General features: G+C 53.3%; 18 protein-coding genes. 2 read left to right on the forward strand and 16 right to left on the reverse strand.

Features of this window, described 5'->3' with window-relative positions:
• Positions 1-10: 10 nt before the first annotated feature.
• The 3 genes from BS29_RS11825 to panB all read right to left on the reverse strand — a co-directional run bounded on the left by BS29_RS11825 (position 11) and on the right by panB (position 3,167).
• Positions 11-1,357, reverse strand: a complete 1,347-nt coding sequence (locus BS29_RS11825; RefSeq protein WP_229953855.1) for an outer membrane protein assembly factor BamB family protein — start codon at positions 1,355-1,357, stop codon at positions 11-13.
• Positions 1,357-2,142, reverse strand: coding sequence for a tetratricopeptide repeat protein (locus BS29_RS11830; RefSeq protein WP_229953856.1), 786 nt, complete (start codon positions 2,140-2,142; stop codon positions 1,357-1,359). Before BS29_RS11830 ends, BS29_RS11825 begins: the two co-directional genes overlap by 1 nt.
• 152 nt (positions 2,143-2,294) lie before the next feature.
• Positions 2,295-3,167: a 3-methyl-2-oxobutanoate hydroxymethyltransferase gene (panB, locus tag BS29_RS11835; RefSeq protein WP_229953857.1), complete on the reverse strand. Its 873-nt coding sequence runs from the start codon at positions 3,165-3,167 to the stop codon at positions 2,295-2,297.
• Positions 3,168-3,290: 123 nt separating this feature from the next.
• On the opposite strand from panB, the gene BS29_RS11840 reads away from it, so the two are divergent.
• Positions 3,291-4,517: a TCR/Tet family MFS transporter gene (locus BS29_RS11840; RefSeq protein ID WP_229953858.1), complete on the forward strand. Its 1,227-nt coding sequence runs from the start codon at positions 3,291-3,293 to the stop codon at positions 4,515-4,517.
• Here BS29_RS11840 and BS29_RS11845 read toward each other — a convergent pair.
• From BS29_RS11845 to BS29_RS11905, 13 genes are all read right to left on the reverse strand, one after another.
• Positions 4,499-5,524 carry a glycerophosphodiester phosphodiesterase gene (locus BS29_RS11845; RefSeq protein WP_229953859.1) on the reverse strand — a complete coding sequence of 342 codons (1,026 nt, stop codon included), beginning with the start codon at positions 5,522-5,524 and terminating at the stop codon, positions 4,499-4,501. The genes BS29_RS11840 and BS29_RS11845 overlap by 19 nt on opposite strands.
• 77 nt (positions 5,525-5,601) lie before the next feature.
• Positions 5,602-5,886, reverse strand: coding sequence for a DUF427 domain-containing protein (locus BS29_RS11850; RefSeq protein WP_229953860.1), 285 nt, complete (start codon positions 5,884-5,886; stop codon positions 5,602-5,604).
• Positions 5,853-6,407, reverse strand: coding sequence for a metal-dependent hydrolase (locus BS29_RS11855; protein ID WP_229953861.1), 555 nt, complete (start codon positions 6,405-6,407; stop codon positions 5,853-5,855). Before BS29_RS11855 ends, BS29_RS11850 begins: the two co-directional genes overlap by 34 nt.
• Positions 6,407-6,775 carry an ArsC family reductase gene (locus BS29_RS11860; RefSeq protein WP_229953862.1) on the reverse strand — a complete coding sequence of 123 codons (369 nt, stop codon included), beginning with the start codon at positions 6,773-6,775 and terminating at the stop codon, positions 6,407-6,409. Before BS29_RS11860 ends, BS29_RS11855 begins: the two co-directional genes overlap by 1 nt.
• A gap of 104 nt (positions 6,776-6,879) precedes the next feature.
• Positions 6,880-7,374, reverse strand: coding sequence for an AAC(3)-I family aminoglycoside N-acetyltransferase (locus BS29_RS11865; RefSeq protein ID WP_343759341.1), 495 nt, complete (start codon positions 7,372-7,374; stop codon positions 6,880-6,882).
• Positions 7,375-7,452: 78 nt separating this feature from the next.
• Positions 7,453-7,875 (reverse strand): GNAT family acetyltransferase, encoded by a 423-nt coding sequence (locus tag BS29_RS11870; protein ID WP_229953863.1) that lies wholly within the window; start codon positions 7,873-7,875, stop codon positions 7,453-7,455.
• Positions 7,872-8,588 carry an endonuclease III domain-containing protein gene (locus BS29_RS11875; RefSeq protein ID WP_229953864.1) on the reverse strand — a complete coding sequence of 239 codons (717 nt, stop codon included), beginning with the start codon at positions 8,586-8,588 and terminating at the stop codon, positions 7,872-7,874. Before BS29_RS11875 ends, BS29_RS11870 begins: the two co-directional genes overlap by 4 nt.
• A 50-nt stretch (positions 8,589-8,638) precedes the next feature.
• Entirely contained in the window at positions 8,639-9,646 is a 1,008-nt protein-coding gene (locus tag BS29_RS11880) for a zinc-dependent alcohol dehydrogenase family protein (protein WP_229953865.1), read from the reverse strand.
• Positions 9,647-9,760: 114 nt separating this feature from the next.
• Positions 9,761-10,321 (reverse strand): chloramphenicol phosphotransferase CPT family protein, encoded by a 561-nt coding sequence (locus tag BS29_RS11885; protein ID WP_229953866.1) that lies wholly within the window; start codon positions 10,319-10,321, stop codon positions 9,761-9,763.
• Between the two features lie 38 nt (positions 10,322-10,359).
• Positions 10,360-11,919 (reverse strand): glutamine-hydrolyzing GMP synthase, encoded by a 1,560-nt coding sequence (gene guaA, locus BS29_RS11890; protein WP_229953867.1) that lies wholly within the window; start codon positions 11,917-11,919, stop codon positions 10,360-10,362.
• 72 nt (positions 11,920-11,991) lie between these two features.
• Entirely contained in the window at positions 11,992-13,638 is a 1,647-nt protein-coding gene (locus BS29_RS11895; RefSeq protein WP_229953868.1) for a tetratricopeptide repeat protein, read from the reverse strand.
• A gap of 130 nt (positions 13,639-13,768) precedes the next feature.
• On the reverse strand, positions 13,769-14,455 hold the full coding sequence (locus BS29_RS11900) for a PEP-CTERM sorting domain-containing protein (RefSeq protein WP_229953869.1): 687 nt from the start codon (positions 14,453-14,455) through the stop codon (positions 13,769-13,771).
• Between the two features lie 205 nt (positions 14,456-14,660).
• On the reverse strand, positions 14,661-16,244 hold the full coding sequence (locus tag BS29_RS11905) for a class I adenylate-forming enzyme family protein (RefSeq protein WP_229953870.1): 1,584 nt from the start codon (positions 16,242-16,244) through the stop codon (positions 14,661-14,663).
• 183 nt (positions 16,245-16,427) lie between these two features.
• Here BS29_RS11905 and BS29_RS11910 point away from each other — a divergent pair, with 183 nt between their 5' ends.
• Positions 16,428-17,771: a dicarboxylate/amino acid:cation symporter gene (locus BS29_RS11910; protein ID WP_229953871.1), complete on the forward strand. Its 1,344-nt coding sequence runs from the start codon at positions 16,428-16,430 to the stop codon at positions 17,769-17,771.
• The last annotated feature ends 12 nt before the right edge of the window (positions 17,772-17,783 follow it).

Below are 17,783 nucleotides of genomic sequence, written 5' to 3' on the forward strand. Positions count from 1 at the left end.
TACTAATATCCTATCGGAACGCAGATATGCGGCCGCTATTGTCCAGTATATAGAGCATCTCACCCGCCACAACCGGGGGCAGTGATACACCCTGCTTCACGTCGAACAGGGTCGTGCTGCTTCCCTCACCAAGAGAGACGGACACAACCTCACCTTCGGTACTGGCCACTATCAACCGATTACCTGCGAGCACTGGTCCCGTCCAATTGATCGGGTTTTTCTTCTTTTCTTCGTTGCGGAAAGACGCCAACTGGCTGATCCAACGCACTTTTCCGGTTGGCCGAGCGATACAAAGCAGCTTTGCATCATCGGTAAGCACAAACACCCACTCTCCGGCAACGACTGGTGTGGCGATGCCCGCTATATTCAATTCCCAAATACGCTGGCCGGTAACCAGCTCATAAGCAGCCATCCGGCCGCCCTGCCCTAAAGCAAATACACGGCCTCGGTCGATTACCGGATCAGCGTCAATGTCTGACAGGGTTGCAACCGATGTAGATATACTGGTCCGTGCCAATGCATCGTTCCACAGATTACGGCCATTTTCATAGCGATAGGCCGTAAGCTCACCGGATGAATAGCCCGCGATAACGGTTCCCTGCGCCGCTGCCGGGGCCGCCACGCCAAAAATACCAGCCAGACCGACTGTTCCCGCTTCATTCCATTGCACCGATCCATCACTTTGGCTCAGGGCGTAGATCTGGTTGTCCTGGGTCATGACATAAACATTGCCATTGGAAACTGTTGGCGCTCCACGCAAAGGACCTGCTGGTCGCACTTTCCAAGCCTGACTGCCATCCGCTGCATTCAGCGCAACAACATCTCCAACGCCATTAGTCGCGTAAACCATTGTTCCTTGCGCGCTAACACCGCCGCCGAAACGTGATGGTTTACCATCGCTTTGTACTTCAATCTGAGTGGACCAACTTTTGGCGCCCGTCTTCGCATCAAAAGCATGAACGGTCGCCTGCGTATCGACAACATAGAGCCGTCCGCCTGCCACGACTGGAGCGGCGGCCAGCCGCTCGCGCTTCGTTGTTCCGCTAATATCTGCGGTCCAAACACGGGTCGATGCCGATCCTAAGGCCACATGCCCGACCGATTTCCCTGCATTGCCGCCGGATTGTGCCCAGTCCGCATTGGCTCGTGGAGCCGGTACTATAACCTGAATCCCGGCAAGAGCGGGATCCACGGCTGCACCGCTTTCACCGGTTAAGATATTCGTGCGCTTGCCCAATGTTGGCGTGGCCTTTTCATTATCGCCGCCGCCACCCAGTACTGAGCAACCGGACAAAACAGAAACAGTCAACAAGCCCGCAACAATTTTCACGAAACTCTTGTTTTTAGACGAAATCATTACTCTGATTCTCCCTCACTGACCGCGGAGGCAGGTGCATCGGCAGCCGTCGCGGTAGCATTAATTTCTCCGTCAGTATCCAGTTCGACGGCATCGATTCCCTGTACTCCCGCCATCTGTAAAGCGCGGGATCGAATGGTTGGCGGCACGGAATCGTCCTTTGCCAGCTGCGCAAATAGCGGCCCGGCCAGATCTGCTTTATCCTGGTTCAGGTAAGAGAGTGCCACCATTTCACCGGCACTACCGAACCAAGCGTTGCCAGGCACAGCAAGAGGCTTCAATCGATCAATGACCTCTTGCGGTTTCAACGTGTCGAACTCTGCTGTCGTCTGACGAATGAGCGCCAGATCCCGAAAGGGTTGCGGTAGATCAGTATCCGAAGCAATGGCCTGATAGCCCGCAATAGCGGCTTCGGCATCTTGCTTTTCTAGCGCTATATTCGCCTGCATCAGTTTTGCCGCAGCCTGATAGCCTTTCTGATTGGCGTCTTTTAGCGATTCCAATGCTGTGGAAGCGCCATCCAGATTGTTCCGCTTCACACTGTCGATCGCGGCAACATATTCTTCACTGCGCACGCCAGCATCTTCTTCAAGGCTGTTATTATAAAATATCCATCCGGCCAGTGATGCCAATCCAACAACAACCGCCAATCCAATCCAGACACCGTAACGACGACCAAAATTCTTCAGGTCATCCTCCCGCACGGCATCATCAACCTCGCGCATGAACACTTGTTCTTGACGATCTGTCTGTTCTTCTGGCTTGTTTTTATCGTCTTTGGCCAATCTGGCCTCCTTCAAATATGCACGTGTTCGGGATCATGAATGTTGGCCCCAAAGATTCATTGATTGTCCTTTACCGATCGTATCTGAAAAGTCCAAGTATATCGTCCATTTCCAGATGCTGAACAGTTGGTTATTTTTGCGGAGTGAAAGGGCTATTTTTTTGGCTGGTAAAGTTGCTCTGGTCCAGGAAAACTGCGACTGCGAACCTCTTCTGCATAGCTGGCAACCGCTTGTTCAATATTTTCCGAAATATTGTAATAGCGTTTCACAAACCTAGCGGTGCGTTCAAACATGCCCAACATGTCTTCGGTTACCAAAACTTGGCCATCACATTGAGCTGATGCACCAATTCCGATTACCGGAACATCCACGCTTTTGGTGACGGCAATGGCAATCGGTTCCAACACACCTTCGGCAACCATTGCAAAAGCGCCAGCGTCCGCCACGGCTTTGGCATCGGCAAGAATCTTTTCATGTTCCTCCTGACTACGCCCCCGCGCAGCATAACCGCCCAGCGCATTAACAGCCTGCGGTGTCAATCCGATATGTGCCATAACCGGGATACCGCGCTGCGACAGGAAGGAAATGGTAGAGGCCATCGACTGACCACCTTCCAATTTCACGGCTGCACATCCGGTTTCCGCCATGATCCTGCTCGCGGATTCAAACGCTTGCTCCGGCGACTTTTCGTAGGACCCAAAGGGCATATCGACAATAACCAGACTGTGATAGCTGCCCCGCACAACCGCAGCCCCGTGGTTACACATCATATCGAGTGTGACCGGCAATGTAGAAGGCAGTCCATATATGACTTGCCCCAGTGAATCGCCGACCAGAAGCATATCACAATGCGCATCCAGCAATTGCGCCGTCCGAGCCGTATAGGCGGTCAGCATGACCAGAGGCTCTTCGGTTTTGCCTTCAAATTTGCGGCGTTGAATGACCGGAACCGTCAACCTTTTCAAAGGCTTTGGCGTTGGATTCGCCCGGCTGGTCGACGTGTCGAGTGTGAATGTTGTAGACATGACGGATTACATAACTCCCACAATGCAATAAGGCCAGCGTTGCGTTTATTCAGAAAATGCGGCATCAACTAGGCGTCTCACGACTCACCTTCACATTTTATCTCCAGATCATTGGAATTCTCTATGACATCGGCCCGAAAGCCGCAGTCCATATTGCTGTTCGTCGCGTTCATTGTATTTATCGACATGTTGGGTATCGGTTTGATCCTACCGGTCATGCCATCTTTGATCACCGGATTAACTGGTGCATCAATTGATCGGGCAGCCGAAATTGGCGGTTGGCTGCTTTTCGCCTATGCGATGATGCAGTTCTTATTTGCTCCTGTCATAGGTGGTTTGAGTGATCGGTTCGGTCGGCGGCCGGTTTTGCTCACAACATTGTTTTTGCTAGGACTTGATTACGCAATCATGGCCTGGGCGCCCGATCTTATTTGGCTCTTCATCGGTCGAATCATATCCGGCATCATGGGCGCAAGCTGGGCGGCTGCAAACAGCTGCGTGGCAGATGTAGCAAAGCCGGAAGAACGCGGCAGGTTTTTCGGGATTTTGGGCGGCGCAGGCGCGTTCGGCTTCGTAATCGGCCCCGGTCTTGGAGGCATATTGGGCGAATATGGTGACCGCTTGCCGTTTATTGCGGCATCTGTTTTGGCTTTTATCGGAACCGCCATTGGCATCGTTATCCTGAAAGAAACACTACCACCGGAAAAACGCAGAAGCTTCTCATTGGCCCGTGCAAATCCGCTGGGTAGCGTGATGCAAATGTCCAAAACACCTCTCGTGATTGGTTTTCTGTCAACGATATTCGTCTTGCAACTGGCCGCTCAGGCACAAATTGCGGTCTGGGCCTATTGGCTGATTGAGCGATTTGACTGGAGCAAGTTTCAAATTGGATTCAGCGTAGCAATTTTCGGAATTTTGCTAGCACTTGTCCAGGGTGTTTTAACGGGACCAGTGATTGCTCGCTTTGGCGAGAAACGAACGGCCCTGATCAGCCTTATGTTCGGGATGCCTGCTTATCTTTGTTTCGCTTTCGCACCATCTAGCGGCTTCGTCTATCTTGGCATCGTAATCGGGGCAGCTAGCGGCTTTGCCTTTCCAGCCATGCAGCAAATGATGAGTCGGCGCATAGATGAGGATGCGCAAGGCGAGTTGCAGGGCGCGATAGCAAGTATGATCAGCCTGACCTCGATTTTCGGCCCTGTAATGATGACGGGCATATTTGGAGCCTATGCGGACAAACAGGGATATTATTTTCCTGGTGCTCCGTTTGTCGTTGGAACGTTTTTGATGGCTGTATCAGTAGCCATCTATGCGACTACGGTTCGGCGATATTATTCCGCAACAAATTGATCCACCGCAAGAACCGCCTCTCGAGGATTGTCGCTAAACAGTCCGTCAATTCCAGTCGCCAAAAAGGCCTTGATTTCCGCCTTCACATCGCCATGTGCAGATGCTGTGCGACTGCCTTGATACTCGGTCGGCAAAAACACATTCTCAATACGGAATGTCCATGGATGTACCACAAGGCCAGCTTTGTGGGCATCGGCAACCAGACTGGTTGGTTTTTTCAGCCCGCCTTGGTCATCGCGTCCGATGATTAAATTCTTGGATGGTCCAATACCATCTGCATATTCGGATATCTCAGCCAGTCCGGTCGCTGTCACCATATCTGCATAGCGAACTTCAGGTAAATCCGGCGGGCCGCCTTGATCTGCGACCAATTGAACCAAGCGAATGTCGGTTTTGGCATTGAGCTCCCGCAAGTTCCCGACTTCGAAAGACTGGATGAAAACCGGATCCTCGGCGCCATCAAACCCATATTTCTCGAGCAAAGCCAGCATCGGTTTTTCGTGCGCAAGACCAATAGATGCGAAGTAAGACGGATGCTTGGTCTCGGGATAAACACCGATGCGTTCACCCGTTTTTTCTTGATGCGCCTTGAGCAGTTGCAGCACCTCTTCGAAAGTCGGAATTGCAAACTGCCCGTCATATGGCGTATTTTGAGGCCTTACGTCGGGCAACCGTTCTTTTGCTCGCAGGGTCTTCAATTCCGCCAGCGTAAAGTCTTCTGTAAACCACCCAGTATATTCACGCCCGTCGATCGTCTTCGTTGTCTTGCGATCTGCAAATTCGGGTTTGTCAGCAATGTTGGTTGTACCGCTAATTTCGTTTTCATGACGAGCCACCAGCACGCCGTCTTTAGTCAATACCAGATCCGGTTCGATAAACTCCGCGCCATAGTCAATTCCACGCTGATAAGCCTCCAGCGTGTGCTCAATCAGGTTCCCACTGGCCCCACGATGCGCGATAACAATTGGCGGATCACCGGACAGCGTGGCAGCGGTTTTCAGAGGCATTTCAATATTCTCCGGCTGGGCACTGCATGCACTAGCTATAAGCAATATGGAAAAAGTCGAAAGAGCATGCCTGAACATCAATCTGACACTTCCACACCATTCCAAAAAGCGATCCGATCCTTGATTTCCTGAGCCGCATTTTTTGGGTCTGGATAATACCATGCCGCGTCCGCATTGGTCGCTCCATCAACCACGATGGTATGGTAGGAGGCCGTGCCCTTCCAAGGGCAGAATGTTGTTTTGTCGCTGTTGGTCAGGACATCAGTTTTTACGGCGTTGCGCGGAAAATAATGATTGCCCTCGACGACAACGGTGTCGTTGCTTTCTGCTATGACTGCGCCGTTCCATTTTGCCGTAACCATCTTGCTCTCCAGTTTTTCAGGCCAAGGATCATTGCGACCAATACGGCCAAAGGTATCCATATCCATATAGCTTCCGATTGTAACACTTTCATGCCACGAGTAGATAGAAAATCTGATATGCCAATGGGAGAGACGGCTACAGGCGTGAAGGGTGCAAAATGTCGGGCTTCATCCCACGGCCAAAACAGCGCCGTCCCTAATCCACCGTTAGTCAGCGTATCGAGCAAACCATGTGAAGCCATGGAAGCAAATAGGAACAAGCCGACCAATAGATAGCGATCCGGTCGGATCAACGCCGTTGCGAGCAAAGCCGCGATCGCTGCAAACAGAAGAGAATGACTCGCTCCCCGGTGGCCCCAACTATCAGCATAATCTATGCCCAGGCCAAATCCGATTACATCAGCATCTGGCAGCATGGAAAAAGCTATTCCAGTAACGATCACCGGGACTGATAATCGACTACGCCCCAGCAGCAATGCTCCGGCGATCGGGATCGCGGCATGGGACATGATAGTCGGCATTAACTGTTGCGTGCTTCCAGGCCAGCTGCCTCATAATCCGATGCCTTGAAACCAACAACCAGCTCATCGCCATGCTCCAGCACGGGGCGTTTGATCATGCTGGGATTCTCCTGCATCAGCATAATTGCGCTATTCTCGTCGATATTTTCCTTCATCATGTCCGGCAGTTTTTTAAAGGTTGTACCGCGCTTGTTCAGCAACGGCTCCCAGCCCACCTGCATCACCCAAAGTTCCAGCTTGTCTTTTGTAATGCCGGATTTTTTATAATCATGAAAAACGTAGTTGATGCCGTTTTTCTCCATCCAATTGCGCGCTTTTTTTATCGTGTCGCAGTTGGAAATTCCGTACATTTTTGTTTCATTGGCCATGACAATAATCTTCCTGTTTTTATCCGATTGCTCGACCAGAAGGGGAGCAATGCTTTCTGGAACCGAATTAGACAGAAATACCCATCGCGCAAGAGTCAATCGCCTCAACCTTGCCCTGTATCCTTCTCGTCGCCTGCAACGGCGATATCAAAATGCAGGACATCTGCGCGGGTGCCCAGACCGGAATAGAGGGCAATGGCGGGATCATCGCCGTGATCCGCTTGAACAAACACCACCCATGCGCCCCGATTGGCTGCGATTTCACGGACTGCATTGATCAGCTGAGTCGCAATATGCTTCCGGCGATGGTTTTCCAACACGGCGAGATCATAGATATAGATTTCGGAGCGTTCCTGCTCGAGCTTTTCCATTTCATAGGCGGCAAGACCACCGACCACCTCACCATCGACAAGCGCCACCAGAGCGATGAAATGCTGCCGGGTCAGCAGTTTTTTGAGATAGACGTCGCTCGATGCGCTGGCATCATAGGTTGTTTCATCTTCAAAGGCCGTGCCGAAAACATTCAGCAAAGCGCGGGCAAGCCCTATGTCCGTTTGGGAAAGCTGCTGGATGGTGGCTAGCAAAGGATCAGTGCTCATGCCATGGTCCATAGCATAGGTGCGGTCGTCACCAAATGAGGCAGGCTCGCCGTCCTCGCCGCCCAACGTCAACGATCATCATTCCAGCCTTCGGCCAATGGTCACGACCGGCTGTACTTCATATCCCAGCGCTTCATAGAATCCGATGGCCTGCTCATTATCCTCACGCACCATCAGCTGGATTTTCGGGGCATCGCGTTCACGCAGCCATATTTCGGCCGCTTCCATCATGTCACGCCCCAGACCCTGCATACGGGCGTCTGGCGACACACCGAGATAATAGACCCAGCCGCGATGACCGTCATAGCCCACCATGACTGTCGCCAGGAGATTACCGCCCTTTTCAAGGCACAGGATATCGGCGGATGCGTCGTTCACGGCGCGCCGGAAATCCGCCGCGGCATCATTCCATGGGCGTGTGAGCCCGCAGACCCGCCATAATGCCACCACCGCATCACCGTCATCCAGGTTCGCGCACCGCAAGGCCGAGTCGCTGTTCACGCTGTTTTTTGCCCGGCAGTTTGCCCGGTCTCACAATCGCTGCGCAACGGACAGGCCGCACAATCGGGGCGATTGGGCCGGCAGAGAGTCTGGCCCAGCCGTTTGACCTGCAAATGATGTTCATCAATATCCGCCGCCGACCAATCTGATGGCAGAACCGGCATCAGGATATCATAGCTGCGTGTCGTATCCGCTTTCGGTGGTACCAGACCGATGCGCTGGATGACCCGGCGATGATGCGTGTCGATAACCAGTGCCTTGCGCTCTAGCGTACTATTGCACACCACACCCGCGCTAATCTTGCGCGCGACGCCGGGCAAGGATTCCAGCCATGCCATCGCTTCTGTGGTTGTCATTTCCGTAAGGCGAGACAGGTCTGCGGCCCCGCAACGATTGATGATTTCCGACAGACAATCTTTGAGACGACTTGCCGAAAGGTCAGGAAAAGTCTGATTGGCGAGATAGTCGGTCAGCGTCTCCAGTGGTAGCCCTGCAACTGCTTCCCAGCTGCCGAAATCAGCCAATAGTCGGTCTGTCGAGGCATTGGACACCGCCGTTTTTGATCGCGCGCCGATAACGCCCTGCACCAGCGTCCAGACCGGGTCACGGCGCTTTTCGGCGGGGCGAATGATTCGTCCGAAATGCGCGATCAATTGCTGCTGAATCTGGTCCAGCAACGCAGATCGGGAATCGAAATCGAAGGTCACTTGCATGGATAGGAAGATGCCTTGCGACATCAAAACTGACAAGGAGATTGCGACCGTCAGATATCAACCACGATTTTGCCGAAATGCGCCCCTGATTCCTGATGACGGAAAGCATCTGCCAAGTCTGCCAACGGAAAATGCTTGTCGAGAACCGGCTTGATGCCATTGGCCTCAACAGCAGCGATCATGTCCAGCTGCTGTGCGCGGCTGCCCACGGTCAGGCCTTGTACACGCAGGTTCTTCGCCATGAGCAAGCCCGTCTGGACGGGTCCGGCAAAACCGGTCAGCACACCGATCAGCGCGATATGACCGCCAATGCGCGTCGCCATCATTGACTGGTCGAGCGTGCCCGGTCCGCCAATTTCGACCACACAATCCACGCCCGCGCCGCCGGTGAGTTCGAGAACTTTGGGTCCCCACGCTTCGACTTCTTTGTAATTGATCAGATGATCCGCACCCAAGTCTTTGAGCCGCCCTAGTTTTTCATCCGATGAAGAGGTCGCTATCACCGTCGCACCCGCTGCCTTGGCAAACTGCAACGCGAAAATCGAAACGCCACCCGTGCCCTGTACCAGCACGGTATCACTGGGTTTCACGCAGCCATCGACGAACAGCGCGCGCCAAGCAGTCAGGCCCGCACAGGTCAACGTTGCCGCTTCGGCTGCGCTGTAACCCTTTGGCGCATGGGTCCATGCCGTGGCCGGGCCCACCGCCTGTTCACAGGCATAGCCGTCAATTCCGTCACCGGGCACACGCTGGAACCCGCCATCTGGCATCGTGCCGTCAATCCAGTCCGGGAAAAAGGTCGAGACCACCGCGTCACCGACTTTGAATTCCGTAACCCCCTCACCCACCGCCGCGACCTCTCCGGCGCCATCCGACATCGGAATGCGGTTGTCCGCAGTTGGCAGCATGCCCTTGACCACGGCATAGTCATGATAGTTGAGCGATGACGCGCGCAGCCGTACTGCAATTTCACCGGGTCCGGGAGCTGCTGGATCGGGAAGATCGACCAGTTGGAGGTTGTCGAGTGAGGCGGGGGCGTGGAGTTGGATCGCTTTCATGGGTTCTCTCCTAATGTGACTCGTTTTACTCGTCATCCTGAACTTGTTTCAGGATCTCTGGCGGCCATTTGGTCCATCAGAAAGATACTGAAACAAGTTCAGTATGACGAGGGATCAAAGGCCGAAAGCAGCGACAATTTTTTTTGCACAGGATTCAACATCAGAATCTAAAGTGTCAACAATAAGGTCATAATTTTGATAGTTCCGAACACGGTCAAATTGCCATCGCGCCAAACCAAGAGTTCGGTCGCCTCGTGAACGCTCCCGATGCTCAATAACATCGAGTGGTGCGTCCAGCAGCACGAATTTCAGATCGAACTCCGTCAACAAATCCCGATATTCATCAAAGTCTTTTTGATCCCACAAGACATCATCAACAACAATATTGTTATCATGACTTGCCATTGCGGCCACCGCTCCCCGCATACCCGACATCAGCTTTTGCAGAGCTGGACCGCTTGAGACGGCTATTTCAGGACTTTCATCAGAACCGATATTTTGGAACAACAAGCCGTCTACGTGGTTATCCAGACGCTTCGGTAACATTTCCAGAAAGGAATCCATTTGCAGATGCATGAAAGCACTGGATGCAAATTGTTGAATGGCTTTCGCAGTGGAGGTTTTGCCGACGCTACTCGATCCATTCAGAATTATGATTCTAGCTGGCATTGGCATTACGCGATTTTAAACCGCTGCTCCTTACTCTGTCAGTATTACTCCCACTCAATCGTCCCCGGCGGTTTCGAGGTATAATCATAAACCACCCGGTTAATCCCCTTTACCTCGTTGACAATCCGTGTGGCCACCCGCGTCAGAAAGCTGGCGTCGAACGGATAGACATCGGCGGTCATGCCATCGGTGCTCGTTACCGCGCGCAGGCCGCAGACGCTGTCATAGGTGCGGCCATCGCCCATCACGCCGACTGTCTTGACCGGAAGCAGCACGGCAAAAGCCTGCCAAATCGCGTCATAAAGGCCAGCATTTCTGATTTCTTCCAGATAGATAGCGTCGGCTTTGCGTAAAATGTCGCAGCGTTCCTTGGTCACTTCACCGGGAATGCGGATGGCAAGGCCCGGGCCGGGGAATGGGTGGCGACCGACGAAAATTTCGGGAAGTCCAAGTTCACGGCCCAGTGCGCGGACTTCATCCTTGAACAGTTCGCGCAGCGGTTCGACCAGCTTCATATTCATGCGCTCGGGAAGGCCGCCGACATTGTGGTGGGATTTGATCGTGACGCTGGGTCCGCCGGTAAAACTGACGCTTTCGATCACATCGGGATAGAGCGTGCCTTGGGCAAGGAAATCAGCACCGCCAACTTTTTTCGCTTCGATCTCAAAGACATCGATAAAGGTCTTGCCAATAAATTTGCGCTTCTTCTCCGGATCCGTCTCACCCTTCAGGCCGTTGAGGAACAGTGTTTCCACATCCAGATGGACCAGCGGGATATTATAGTGCCCCTTAAACAGGCTCACCACCTGATCCGCCTCACCCTGCCGCATCAGCCCGTGATCGACAAAGACGCAGGTCAGCTGCTCACCAATCGCTTCGTGGATCAGCACCGCCGCCACCGCGCTGTCAACACCGCCGGAAAGACCGCAGATGACCTTGCCATCACCAACCTGTTCGCGAATTTCGTTGATCTTGGCGGCCTTGAATTCCGCCATCGTCCAGTCGCCGGCACAGCCGCAGACATGGCGGACGAAATTGGCGATCAGCTTGCCGCCATCGGGCGTATGCACGACTTCGGGATGGAACTGCATGCCGTAAAAGCGCTTTTCGTCATCCGCGATAATCGCAAAGGGCGCGCCTTCGGTAGTCGCGACGATCCGGAAACCGGGAGCAAATTCGGTAACCTTGTCACCGTGACTCATCCACACCTGATGCTTTTCGCCGACCTTCCACAGGCCGTCGAAAAGGACGCAGCTTTCGGAAATTTCGATAAAGGCGCGGCCAAATTCGCCGCTTTCACCGCCCTCAACCTGACCGCCCAATTGCGTGGTCATCACCTGCTGACCGTAGCAGATACCCAGCACCGGAATGTCGGCATCGAGAAAGGCCTGCGGTATACGCGGGCTGCCTTCTTCGGTGACACTGGCGGGGCCACCGGAGAGGATGATTCCCTTCGGCTGCATTCGTTCAAACGCCTCTTCGGCATTGTTGAACGGGGCAATTTCGGAATAGACCCCCGCTTCACGGACCCGGCGGGCAATGAGCTGCGTGACTTGAGAGCCGAAATCGACGATCAATATGGTTTCTTCATGGGCTATGGACATGAAGAGCGCTTAATCTGGCGCGGGGAAAGAGTCTATAGATTGTGGCGCGGATTGTGAACTTTGTGCCCCAACTCAGAGCTTGGCGAGCAATTGGTCGATTTGTGCCTGCTGTTCCGCACTTGCAAACGCCTTCAAACTCGCAATCACCCGCTTCGCTTCTGCGGCCTGCCCATTAGCGGCCAGCGCATTGGCGAGATGCCAACGAATCTCCAGGTTACCTGGCGCACGCGATGAAGCTTGCCGCAACATTTGCAACGCCTCACCTTTATCCTGCCCTGACTGCAACAGCGTCCAGCCCAGTGTATCCAGCACATTGGGATCATCTGGCGTCAGCGCCAAAGCCGCACGGGCAAAGGACACAGCCTGCGCCTTGTTGCCCAGTTCCAGCTGTACCAGCGCGCTGTTATTCATGATGATCGCATTGCCATCAAGACCGGCAGCACGCAGATCGGCATAGATTGCGGCCGCCTTTGTCCATTGTTTCGCGGTAATAGCCTGCCCCGCCTCGGTCATTTTCAGCGCAATGTCATCCCGGCCTTGTGGCACCTTTGCTCGAGATTCGAAATTGGCAGCCGCCGGGTCATTTTGCGATTTCCCAAGCTTTGCTGCAAGCGCCAGCAACTGGGGTGTGGCATTGGCACGCTGTGCTGCTGGTTTTAGCAATTGATAGGCTTCAGCTTTATTTCCTGCAGCTTCCAGAGCAGAAGCCAATACCATGGTAGCTTGAACATGTCCGGGCATATCCACCAGGAATTTACGCAACCGTTCAATGGCTTGCTCATAATTGCCTTGCAGATATGCGATTTCACCGCGCAGAAGTGCCGAACCGGGAACATCGTTCAGTGTATCACCAGCGCCCTGGACAAGCTCATGCGCTCGATCAATATCACCATCGTTAAACGCAATTCTCGCCATCAGGAAAAGTGCCATCGGATGCCCCGGAGCCAGCTCCAATATCCTGTTCAAATTGGCTTTCGCTTCCTTGGCATTCCCCAAATCAGCATTGACCGCAGCGACAGAAAAAAGCGGGGTTATGCTGTCGGGATATAACTTAAGGGCCTTGTCAAAGGCGGCTTTCGCGGCTGGCAGGTCTTGACGCATGAGTTCCAATTGACCGGAAAGCAGCAAGGCATCGAGATTTTCCGGATCATATTTCAGGGCGAGAGCCGCAGTCTGACGAGCCGCGCTGACATTGCGCTCATCCACTTCATAATTGCCTCGAAGCGCCAATAGTCGGGCATCTTCAGGCATTGCCGCCAAGCCTTCGTTTAGCGCTGCAACTGCTTCTTCTCTCCGTTCCAAGGCAAGCAGCGCCCGTGCCTTCACCCAATAAGCCAAACTCGCATTTTTGGCATCAGGGTTTTCGATCAACGCCAAAGCGCGTTCCGGCATATCACGCAGCAGCAATGCATGAGCCATTAAGCCCGGCAACTCTGCCTGATATTCCGGATTATCTTCCAGCTTTTTGAACGCCGCTTCTGCCGCCACGCCATCGCCAAGCCTCAGAAGGGTTTTCCCATAAAGTAGATTAGCCTCGGGATCCGCACCATTTTCCTTCAAGGCTGACATCAAATAGATGCGCGCGGCTCGGTAATCATTTTCGGCAAAAGCAGATTCGGCAGCGCCCATGGGATCGTTGCTGTCGTTCGAACAGGCACCGAGAGTGAGCGAGGCCGCTACGAAGCCTATGGTTATGGGGGTTTTCAAGGCGTCTATCATGGTAAAAGGATAGCTCAGAAAGCCTTTAAAAAGGGCTAATTCAAATCAAAATACCGCACCAAATGCGGGCAAAAAGAAACCGGCCGAAATTACGCTCGCCCGGTTCCAGTACTCTGATTGAACTAAATGCTTATGCAGCAAGCTTTTTCCGGCGACGACGTGTGCCAGCCCACAGACCACCGACAGCTAGACCCAAAAGACCAAGAGCACCTGGCTCCGAAACTTCAGAGGGGATTTTGTCGAGGTTGAAATTAATATCCCAATGCCGAACTTTATGGCCATGCGGGTTCAAGATATTCAACCATGCTGAACCGCCAAAATTCTTGTTCTTGTCATTCGCGCCATATCCGTACTGAAGCGTGGTATTACCAGCAAAAGGATCGTTGGGATTCACTGTGTAAACCGCGCCATCAATGGTAATGGTGCCAGAACCGGTTGTGAAAAAATCAATATCCGGCGTATCGGTGACCGGATTAAAATTGCCGCCACCATTTTTATACTCGAAATTTGTCCCATCAATGGTTTCGAGAAAGCTGCTGAAATTGAGATCTAACGTAGCAACCTGTCCAGCGCGGTTGATCGCCGTACCGGTCAGTGTGGCGGTTTGCGCATCGGTATCATAGCTGAATGTCGTGCCATCCTGGAATGAATATCTGCGATTGCAGCCACTGCCTATGTTGCCCGTGTAAAGGCCGTGTTTGCAGGAGCCGCCCGTGTAGTTGGTTGCTGCATAGTCAATAACGCCCGCAGATGCCGGTGTTGCATATGCCGCCGCGATACCGATGGCGGTCAGTGTTGCTATTGTAATCTTGCGCATGAGTTTTGCCCTGTTGTTGTCATCATTCGATTGCGGATTGATTCAACGTTAATGATTGAACAACCCGAACCGCTTGATCGAAATAGAAGCAGACCTCATGCCATTTTATATTAGTTTCACTATTTCAGGATTTTAGATGGTTAAAACACTGTTAACCATGTCACAAATGTAATCAATATCGACAATAAAGCCTTTAGAACTGTGGTTAACGGACGAGTCCTGAAACCATCCGCTGAGCGCGATCGCGCAACTCGGTTTTCAGGATTTTACCGATATGGCTTCGCGGCAATTCGTCAATCAGATGAAGTTCAGACAGTCTTTGGGTTTTGCCAAGCTCCGCATTCGTGGCAGCTTTTAAGGCCTCGAGATCAAGTGACACACCATTTTCCGGAACAACAAACCCCACTGGCGTCTCGCCCCATTGCTTCGACGCAACACCGACGACCGCTGCATCGGCAACATCAGGTTGCAACATCAGCGCTTCCTCCAAATCGCGGGGGTAAATATTAAAGCCGCCAGAAATAATCATGTCTTTTGACCGTCCCATCAAAGTGATAAAGCCATCCTCATCGACTCTGCCGATATCGCCCATCCGCTGCCAGCGCTCGCCATTTTCATCATACCAGCTCGCTTCTTCGGTTTTCTCCGGCTGGTTCTGATAGCCGCTCATCATGGTTTGGGACCGCCCAACCAACTCGCCCATTTCACCAGTTGGTAGGCGGTTCAAGTCCTCATCGACCGTAATCACCTCACTGCCACCCCAAGCAATACCAACAGTATGCAGCTTGTCGGGGAAAGCGTGTGCCAGCAGGATGCAGACAACACCGCCCTCCGTCATGGAATAAATCTCGATGAGACCGCCCGGCATACGTTCCAAGACCTCGGCCTTAAGCTGCGCCGAGAAAGGCGCGCTGGTGCAATATTTGTGCGTGAAGTGGCTGAGATCATAATCGTCAAAACCGTCAAAATCCATCAACCGCTGATACTGAACGGGAACCAGCATCGTGTGGGTCGCATGGTTTTCCTGTGCCAATTCCAGCCAGCGCTGACAATCGAACTTGCGCATTAGAATTGATGTACCGCCATAAGCCACGGTGGCAACGAATATACCGAGCGTTGTGTTTGAATATAGAGGCGTAGAGAATAGCGAGACTTGGCCTGGCTGGCCATAGCCAGAGTTTTCGCCGACCGCCATCTGATACCAGCGCATCTGGCGGCTATGAACGATGCCCTTGGGGGTACCAGTGGTGCCGCTTGAATAGATGATGTTGAACGGATCTTTGGGGCCAACCTCAGGATCAGTCGGCATCGCACCGTCCTCTGCCATCCAGTCATGCATCAGCGGTGCGCCCTCTTCTGCGACATCCATCATGATGTGCTTTAGTGGTGGAAGGTCGATGCCGCTTTCGAAAAGCTCGGCGCGTTTTGCGCTGTCGACGAACAGATGCATCGCACCGCTGTCGGCCATCATGTTGGCGAGCTGTTTGGGTGTGGCGGAAGTTGTCAAAGGTGCCGCGCAACCGCCAGCTATAATGGCGCCAAGATAGGCGATAGCGTAAAGGATAGTGGTCGTTCCCAGGATCGAAACAGCCTGCCCTTTCTTAAGACCATCAGCCTGCAACTGCGCAGCGACACGGTTGACCAAAGCCGCAGTTTCTCGCCAATTCAGCTGTTCATTACCATCATCCAAAGCGATGCGATCCGGCTGGTTGACAGCATGGGCATTGATGAGCTCGGCCAGATGGTCGAAAGGTTGCTCTAGATAGGCAATAGGGTCAATTTTTGTCATATTTCACTTGTTTCGCATCATATGGAAAAATGCAAACTACCATTTTCGGCCATCCGGTACATTACCTATTGCCACAAGATGCAGATGACGGGAAACCCCGCCCAGCCTGACGCAGAACCGGTTCTCGTTTGTGACGTGATCATCAATATCGTCATGGCCCCATGACACGGAAACCGCGAACCCATGCCGATACCGCCCCTTCCTGAATTACCGCCCATTCGCCTCGGCCAACAATCGGCCAAAATGCACAGCTGGATTCAGACCCGGCTATGGGCGCAGGTCATGGTGGCGCTGGTACTGGGCATAGCCACCGGGCTTCTACTGGGTCCCGAATATGGCCTGATTTCAGCAGAAACCGCGCGCTGGCTGGGTGCGTGGCTGGCACTTCCCGGGCAGCTTTTTCTGGGTCTGATCGCAATGGTGTTGGTGCCGTTGGTATTTGCATCGATTATCGGCGGCTTGACCGGCAGCGGATCGAGCGAAGCGCTGCAGAGGATAGGATTGCGCTTCGCCGGTTTCGTTCTTGCCACGACTTTTGCGGCAGCGGCTATCGGCATCACACTTGCAGATCTATTGCGTCCTGGCGCTGGCCTGACCAGCTCTTTCCGGACCAAATCCTATACACCCCTTCCCGAAGGCGAAGCAGCAGTATTTGATCTGGGCAAAGCGCCAGAGATGATATCCGCCATCCTGCCCGACAATCCCACCGCATCTATTGTCCAGGGCGATTTATTGGCGGTGGTCATCCTCGCCCTGTTGGTCGGCATTGCTGCCACACAGGTAGCGCGAGAGCGGATAGAGCCGTTTCTGTCGGTGCTCGACGCGCTGCTTTCCATCTGCATGACCATAGTCAAATGGGCCATGTTTCTTGCGCCTCTGGCGGTTTTCGGGATGATGGCACAGCTGGTCATGCAGATCGGTCTGGATACATTGATAGCCGTATCAGCCTATGTCGGCACCGTCCTGCTCGGTTTGCTCCTATTGTTTCTGCTATATCTTGCCATCCTCGCCATTTTTTGCCGGATAGGGCCGATTACATTTTTCAGGAAAGCCGGCGAAACGTTATTACTCGCCTTTTCGACATCCAGTTCGGCCGCGGTCATGCCCAGCACGGTTCAGTCGGCAAAGCGGCTTGGCGTACCGCGCGATGTGGCGAACCTGGTTGCACCGCTTGGAGCCACCATGAACATGGCTGGAACCGCTCTATACCAAAGCGTCGCAATCCTCTTTCTCGCGCAAATGTCGGGTATCGAACTCAGCGCGGGTGATATCATGATCATGACCGTCACGTTGGTTGCCTCTTCCATCGGCGCACCCGGAACGCCGGGTGTTAGTATTGCCATTCTCGTCAGCGTGGCCGCGGGCTTTGGTATTCCAGCCGATGGTATGGTGATTGTCATGGGTGTCGATCGGTTGCTCGACATGAGCCGTACCAGTGTCAACGTCGCCGGCGATCTGACGGCAAGCACCTTGTTACGTAGCGTTGCCATTCCGGTTGACGAAAAGCCGGCAGGACAAGGCACATAATCTATGAAAAAC

The sequence above is a fragment of the Parasphingorhabdus litoris DSM 22379 genome, assembly GCF_020906275.1.
GTDB classification, from domain to species: domain Bacteria; phylum Pseudomonadota; class Alphaproteobacteria; order Sphingomonadales; family Sphingomonadaceae; genus Parasphingorhabdus; species Parasphingorhabdus litoris.

What these genes read in the sequence shown, in the direction of transcription:
- BS29_RS11825 (WP_229953855.1), bottom strand. Translation starts at nt 1,357, where the DNA reads ATGATTTCGTCTAAAAACAAGAGTTTCGTGAAAATTGTTGCGGGCTTG.
- panB (WP_229953857.1), bottom strand. Translation starts at nt 3,167, where the DNA reads ATGTCTACAACATTCACACTCGACACGTCGACCAGCCGGGCGAATCCA.
- BS29_RS11840 (WP_229953858.1), top strand. Translation starts at nt 3,291, where the DNA reads ATGACATCGGCCCGAAAGCCGCAGTCCATATTGCTGTTCGTCGCGTTC.
- BS29_RS11845 (WP_229953859.1), bottom strand. Translation starts at nt 5,524, where the DNA reads ATGCCTCTGAAAACCGCTGCCACGCTGTCCGGTGATCCGCCAATTGTT.
- BS29_RS11850 (WP_229953860.1), bottom strand. Translation starts at nt 5,886, where the DNA reads ATGGTTACGGCAAAATGGAACGGCGCAGTCATAGCAGAAAGCAACGAC.
- BS29_RS11855 (WP_229953861.1), bottom strand. Translation starts at nt 6,407, where the DNA reads ATGCCGACTATCATGTCCCATGCCGCGATCCCGATCGCCGGAGCATTG.
- BS29_RS11860 (WP_229953862.1), bottom strand. Translation starts at nt 6,775, where the DNA reads ATGGCCAATGAAACAAAAATGTACGGAATTTCCAACTGCGACACGATA.
- BS29_RS11865 (WP_343759341.1), bottom strand. Translation starts at nt 7,374, where the DNA reads ATGAGCACTGATCCTTTGCTAGCCACCATCCAGCAGCTTTCCCAAACG.
- BS29_RS11875 (WP_229953864.1), bottom strand. Translation starts at nt 8,588, where the DNA reads ATGCAAGTGACCTTCGATTTCGATTCCCGATCTGCGTTGCTGGACCAG.
- BS29_RS11880 (WP_229953865.1), bottom strand. Translation starts at nt 9,646, where the DNA reads ATGAAAGCGATCCAACTCCACGCCCCCGCCTCACTCGACAACCTCCAA.
- BS29_RS11885 (WP_229953866.1), bottom strand. Translation starts at nt 10,321, where the DNA reads ATGCCAATGCCAGCTAGAATCATAATTCTGAATGGATCGAGTAGCGTC.
- guaA (WP_229953867.1), bottom strand. Translation starts at nt 11,919, where the DNA reads ATGTCCATAGCCCATGAAGAAACCATATTGATCGTCGATTTCGGCTCT.
- BS29_RS11895 (WP_229953868.1), bottom strand. Translation starts at nt 13,638, where the DNA reads ATGATAGACGCCTTGAAAACCCCCATAACCATAGGCTTCGTAGCGGCC.
- BS29_RS11900 (WP_229953869.1), bottom strand. Translation starts at nt 14,455, where the DNA reads ATGCGCAAGATTACAATAGCAACACTGACCGCCATCGGTATCGCGGCG.
- BS29_RS11905 (WP_229953870.1), bottom strand. Translation starts at nt 16,244, where the DNA reads ATGACAAAAATTGACCCTATTGCCTATCTAGAGCAACCTTTCGACCAT.
- BS29_RS11910 (WP_229953871.1), top strand. Translation starts at nt 16,428, where the DNA reads ATGCCGATACCGCCCCTTCCTGAATTACCGCCCATTCGCCTCGGCCAA.